The 5,996-nt window shown below is 59.7% G+C and carries 4 protein-coding genes; 2 read left to right on the top strand and 2 right to left on the bottom strand.

Translation table 11 applies throughout. The features are described 5' to 3' along the window. Positions 1 to 216: 216 nt before the first annotated feature. Entirely contained in the window at positions 217 to 1,575 is a 1,359-nt protein-coding gene (locus AC1DH9_RS19580; RefSeq protein ID WP_427544899.1) for an MATE family efflux transporter, read from the top strand. Between the two features lie 74 nt (positions 1,576 to 1,649). Here AC1DH9_RS19580 and AC1DH9_RS19575 read toward each other — a convergent pair whose 3' ends face one another. Both AC1DH9_RS19575 and AC1DH9_RS19570 read right to left on the bottom strand, forming a co-directional pair. Continuing rightward, positions 1,650 to 3,413: an L-lactate permease gene (locus tag AC1DH9_RS19575; protein WP_054597098.1), complete on the bottom strand. Its 1,764-nt coding sequence runs from the start codon at positions 3,411 to 3,413 to the stop codon at positions 1,650 to 1,652. Positions 3,414 to 3,556: 143 nt separating this feature from the next. Then, a complete protein-coding gene (locus AC1DH9_RS19570; protein ID WP_427544897.1) occupies positions 3,557 to 4,474 on the bottom strand; it encodes a LysR substrate-binding domain-containing protein in 918 nt (305 codons plus the stop codon). 229 nt (positions 4,475 to 4,703) lie between these two features. Between AC1DH9_RS19570 and AC1DH9_RS19565 the strand changes: the two genes are divergently transcribed. Beyond that, positions 4,704 to 5,996 (top strand): dicarboxylate/amino acid:cation symporter (locus AC1DH9_RS19565; protein WP_477808618.1); only part of this gene is annotated, 1,293 nt, incomplete at its 3' end.

Here is a 5,996-nt window from a genome sequence, read left to right as displayed (position 1 = left end):
GCTAACGACCCCGCACTGTCGCTCGATGCGTTGTGTGCCGGCGAAGGGGCGAGCATTGGCATAAGGCAACGTATGCAGGCTCCCGTGAATGGCGAGTCATCGACTCGGTCATCCACCGATTCTGAGTACATGATCGATCCCGATTATTTGTGTTCATTACTCATTCCACCCTCCGTAGAATCCCGTCACGGCATCCCCATCCGAGACGGAACCTCCATGCAAACCCCAACCACCCAACGCCCCCTCTGGCAAACCTACCTCCTGTTCCTGGCCCCCATGGTCCTGTCCAACTTCCTGCAATCCATGTCAGGCACGATCAACAGCATCTACATCGGCCAAATGCTCGGCACTCAAGCCCTGGCGGCGGTGTCCGGGATGTTCCCGATCGTGTTTTTCTTCATCGCGCTGGTTATCGGCCTTGGTGCGGGTGCCGGGGTGTTGATTGGTCAGGCGTGGGGCGCACGGGAGCCGCAGATGGTCAAGGCGATTGCCGGGACGACATTGCTGTTGGGGGCGATGATCGGCTTGGTGGCGGCGGTGGTGGGGAGTGTGTTGGCGCGGCCGGCGTTGCAGGGGTTGGGGACGCCGGCGGATGTGCTGGACGATGCGGTGGCGTATGCGCATGTGATGATGTGGACCTTGCCGTCGCTGTTGGTTTATGTGCTGTTTACCCAGTTGTTGCGTGGGGTCAGCGATACGCTGTCGCCACTGGTGGCGTTGCTGGTGTCGACGTGTATCGGGCTGGCGCTGACGCCGGCGTTGATTCGCGGTTGGTTCGGCTTGCCACAGATGGGCATTCAGAGTGCGGCGTTTGCCGGGTTGGCGGGTAACCTGTCGGCGATGGCCTGGCTGGCCTGGCGGTTGATTCGCAAGGGGCATCCGTTGGCGCCGGATCGGGCGTTTTTTGCGGCGATGCGGCTGAACCTGGAGATCCTCGGCAAAGTGCTGCGCATCGGCCTGCCCACGGGGTTGCAGATGGTGGTGCTGTCGCTGTCGGAGCTGGTGATTCTGGCGCTGGTCAACCAGCACGGTTCCCAGGCGACGGCGGCGTACGGGGCGGTGACGCAGATCGTCAATTACGTGCAATTCCCGGCGCTATCGATTGCGATCACGGCGTCGATCCTCGGCGCCCAGGCCATCGGGGCAGGGCGCATCGAGCGGATCGGGCTGATCCTGCGCACCGGGTTGTTGATCAATGTGTGGCTGACCGGTGGCCTCGTGGTGCTGGGTTATTTGCTGTCGCACTGGTTGCTGGGGTTGTTCCTCACCGATCCGTCCACCCAGGCCATGGCCGAACACCTGTTGCACATCATGCTCTGGAGCCTGCTGGTGTTCGGTTTCCAGGCGGTTATCGGCGGCATCATGCGCGCCAGCGGCACGGTGATGGTGCCGGTGGCGATTGCGATCGTGTGCGTGGTCGGGGTGCAGTTGCCGATGGCGTATGTACTGGACGCGCAGTTCGGATTGCAAGGGGTGTGGATGGCGTTTCCGCTGGCTTACCTGAGCATGCTGGCGTTGCAGACGGCGTATTACACAATGGTCTGGCAGCATCAGAAGATCGAGCGGTTGGTGTAGGTGGCTGCTACGCGCCACGCCCGGGAGAAGAGCCCGGGCATGGAGCTAAAGGAAAACAACCCACCTGGTGTCGATCAATGCCCGCCGACCACCAAGTGGCTGAACGGCACCACATACGCCTGCAACGTGACCAGCCCACCGACCAGTATCGCCAGCACGATGGAGTGGAAAAACACATAGCGCAGGATTTCCCCTTCATGCCCGTACCAGCGGGTGGCAGTGGAGGCCACCACGATCGACTGCGCGTCGACCATCTTGCCCATGACCCCGCCGGAACTGTTGGCCGCGGCCATCAATATCGGGCTGATGCCCAGCTGTTCCGAGGTCACTCGTTGCAAGCCGCCAAACAGCACGTTGGACGCCGTGTCCGAGCCGGTCAAGGCGACGCCGAGCCAGCCGAGCAGGGTGCCGAACATCGGGTAGAAGATTCCGGTGGCGGCGAAGGCCAGGCCCATGGTCGCGTCCAGACCGGAATAGCGGGTGATGAAGCCGAGGGCGAGCATGGCCGCGATGGTGGTCAGCGAATAACGCACCACCCACAGCGTTCGCAGGTATTGGCTCACCAGTTGCGGGATCGAATAACCCATCAGCAGTCCGCCGAAGATCGCCGCCAGCAAGATGCCGCTACCCGTGCTGGTGAGCCAGGTGAATTTATAGATGGCTTCCTCAGGTTTCGGTTGCGGCACCACGGGCGGAACTTTCTCGACCTGCAAGTGCAGGGTGGTGAAGGTCAGGGCCGGTGCGAAGATCGGGTTCGCCTCGCTCACTGGCTTACCCTGGGGGTCGAGCTTGGCCGAGTGGGTTTGCGGGTCCATGGCTGGACGGATGTCGAACATGTTTTTGAAGCCTTGAGTGCCCCACGCAAAGACGAAAACCGTGAGGATGATCCAGGGCATCCACGCACGCATGACGGTGGGTCGGGCATCGCTGGCAAAGGTTGCACTGGCCGCCGTTTTTTCGTCTGGCGATTCCTCAACTTTTGAGTCGTCGACTCGCCCCGACAAGGCCGCGGAGGTGTGCACGCGGGCGGGTTTCCAGACCTTGAGAAAACCGGTCAGGCAAGCCATGGAAATCAGTGCGGCAATCACGTCCACCAACATCGGCCCATGGTAGTTGGACACGAAGAACTGCGGCACCGCGAAGCTGACCCCGGCCACCAGAATCGCCGGCCAGATTTCCAGCATCTTGCGCCAACCGGCGAAGGCCCAGATCAACCAGAACGGCACGAGCACCGAGAAGAACGGCAACTGCCGGCCGACCATCATCGACAGTTGCATTTCATCCAGCCCGGTGACCTTGGCCAAAGTGATGATGGGGGTGCCCAAGGCCCCGAACGCCACTGGCGCGGTGTTGGCGATCAACGCCAGGCCGGACGCGGCCAGGGGCGAGAAACCCAGCCCGATCAGAATGGCCCCGGTTACCGCCACCGGCGTACCAAACCCGGCCGCGCCTTCGAAGAACGCGCCGAAGCAAAAGGCGATCAGCAGCAATTGCAGGCGGCGATCGTCGGTAATGCGCGCCAGGGAATCCTGCAGGACTTTGAACGAGCCGTTCTCAGTGGTCAGCCGATGCAGATAAATGATGTTGAGCACGATCCAGCCAATCGGAACCAGACCCGTCGCGGCACCCAGGAGAGCGGCGGAACCGGCCATATTCGCCGGCATGCCGAAGGCGAAGATGGCGATCAGCAAGGCGGTGCTCAGGGCCAGCAAGGCCGCGATATGCGCCTTGAGATGGAAGAACGCCAGGGACGTGAGCATCACCACCACCGGTAACGCCGCCATGAGGGTCGAGACCAGCGGGTTACCGAAGGGATCGTAGACTTGCTGCCAGACCATGTTCCACCTCTGCTACTTATTGTTGGCAGTGCAGGCCCCGAGAGGGGGAGGTGAAATTGAGTATAGGTGGCATTACGCGGCGGGCTGGCCGGCCTGCGTTTGGCGGCATGCGCTCGAATGAACGTCGTCACTGCCCGTTGATGCTAGACAGAGAGACTGTGTGAAGCTTTCTCCAGCGTTTTCCACAGTTCCAGCATGGTCGGATTCTGATTGGCTTTCGAACAGTACGAGCGGATTTCCAGCTGAGCGCTCCACTCGTTGCCACCGGCCCTGACGAGTTGCCCACGTTCCAGTGCTTCCGTCACAGCACTTTCGGGCAACCACGCCACGCCGTAGCCCTCGATTGCCATCCGCATGAGCAGCATCGCCATATCGGCTTCATAGCAACGGGAAAGTACGCAGGGAACAGGGGCGTTCTTGATGACGATATCGGCAACGCGCGCCAAAAAAGTCGTGGTGGTATAGGCCAGGTGCGGGACGGGTTTTCCGGTTTTCCCAGGCAGCCGGTGCAGCGGTTCACCCCGACGATTCGGGGCGCAGAGGGGGATGAACGAGTCGTGCCCCAAGGTCAGGCTGACGAATTTTTCGACATCCAGCAGGATCGGCGCTTGAGGGTGATGGTAGACGATCATCAGATCGCAGTTTCCCTCGGCCAGTGCGATGACCGCGTCATGGATATTGGCCGCCACCACACGTGCGTTGAAATGCGCATTGTGCTGTTGAAAGCGGGTCAACCATTTGGGCAGGAAGGTCATCGACAGGCTGTGCCCGGCAGTGACCTGAATGGAACGCCCAGGCATTCGTTCCTCTTGCCTGAGCGCTGAACGCAATTCAAGCAAGGCAGCCAGGGCTTCTCGCCCTTGTTCGCAAAAGGTACGGCCTGCCAGCGTCAATTGAATCGGGTAGGTGCCCCGATCGACCAGTTCGACACCCACCCAATCCTCCAAAGAGCGAATCCGTCTAGACAACGCCGATTGGGTCACACATCGAATCTCGGCCGCCCGGGAGAAGTTCTTGCACTCAGCGATTGCCAATAGATCGTCTAACCACTTGATTTGCATGACGCCGCCTCCAGCTGTGCTGCGCAAAATTCTACGCCTCTGATACCGGGTATTCGCGACATTTCACAAACTATTCCAAAACCGCATCGGGATATGGCGATTACTCATCATCTGCCTATCGCGCTCTTCATAGAATCGATCATGCCCCCCGCCGCAGCACAGCACCCGGGCATTTCGATCCTTTCTCCTGCCAAGCAAAAAACCAATAACACGACTTGAGGAAAACACCGTGAAGAACAACAGACTCCCTCGGCATATCGCCTACGCCATCGCATTGGGCGTGCTCGTTGGCTGGCTTTGCCACCATTTCGCAGCAGACGCCAAGTCTTCGAAAGAAATCGCTACCTACTTCTCGATGGTCACCGACATCTTTCTTCGCATGATCAAAATGATCATCGCGCCACTGGTGTTTGCGACGCTGGTTGGCGGTATCGCCAGCATGGGCAGTTCGAGATCCGTGGKGCGCATCGGCACCCGGGCGATGGCCTGGTTCATCACCGCATCGGTGGTTTCACTGTTCATTGGCATGCTACTGGTGAACGTGTTCCAGCCGGGTGCCGGGCTCGATCTGCAAGCCAGCCAGGTGGGCGCCACACCGTTGGCGGTGAACACCGGTGATTTCAGTCTCAAGGTGTTTATCAGTCACGTGTTCCCGCGCAGCATTGCCGAGGCGATGGCCAATAACGAGATCTTGCAGATTGTCGTGTTCTCGCTGTTTTTCGGTTTTGCCCTGGCCGCAGTGAAAAAAGCGGGTTTCACGCAGATCACCCAGGGTGTGGATGAGCTGGCCAAGGTGATGTTCAAGATCACCGACTATGTCATGGCCTTTGCGCCCATCGGCGTGTTCGCCGCTATCGCGTCCGCGATCACCACTGAAGGGCTTGGCTTGTTGCTGGACTACAGCAAGCTGATCGCCGAGTTCTACCTGGGTATCGCTATCCTCTGGGCGGTGCTGTTCGGTGCAGGTTATCTGTTTCTCGGTCGTTCGGTTTTTACCTTGGGGAAGTTGATCAAGGAACCGATCCTGTTGGCGTTTTCCACGGCGAGCAGCGAATCCGCCTACCCGAAAACCATGGAAGCCCTGGAGAAGTTCGGCGCTCCGAAGCGGGTGTCCAGCTTTGTGCTGCCGTTGGGGTATTCGTTCAACCTCGACGGTTCGATGATGTACCAGGCGTTTGCAATCATGTTCATCGCCCAGGCCTATAACGTTGAGCTGAGCTTTACCCAGCAACTGCTGATATTGCTGACCTTGATGGTGACGAGCAAAGGCATGGCCGGTGTCGCAAGAGCTTCGGTTGTGGTGGTGGCGGCAACGTTGCCGATGTTCAACCTTCCTGAAGCGGGGATTTTGTTGATTCTCGGTATCGACCAATTCCTTGATATGGCCAGGACCGCGACCAATGTCGTGGGTAACAGCATCGCCACGGCTGTGGTCGCGAAATCGGAGCCGGCCGAGGAGGTTGATGAAGCAGCGCCGGCCATCCAGGCGTCAACAGCACCCAGAGCTTCCTCGGTTGCAGTG

This window comes from Pseudomonas sp. 05T35 (genome assembly GCF_056396605.1).
The sequence above is the reverse complement of the archived record's forward strand: the minus strand, read 5'-3'. Positions and strand labels throughout refer to the sequence as shown.

Bases quoted from the DNA above. Each gene is read 5' to 3' on its own strand.
- AC1DH9_RS19580 (WP_427544899.1), top strand. From the start codon at position 217: ATGCAAACCCCAACCACCCAACGCCCCCTCTGGCAAACCTACCTCCTG.
- AC1DH9_RS19575 (WP_054597098.1), bottom strand. From the start codon at position 3,413: ATGGTCTGGCAGCAAGTCTACGATCCCTTCGGTAACCCGCTGGTCTCG.
- AC1DH9_RS19570 (WP_427544897.1), bottom strand. From the start codon at position 4,474: ATGCAAATCAAGTGGTTAGACGATCTATTGGCAATCGCTGAGTGCAAG.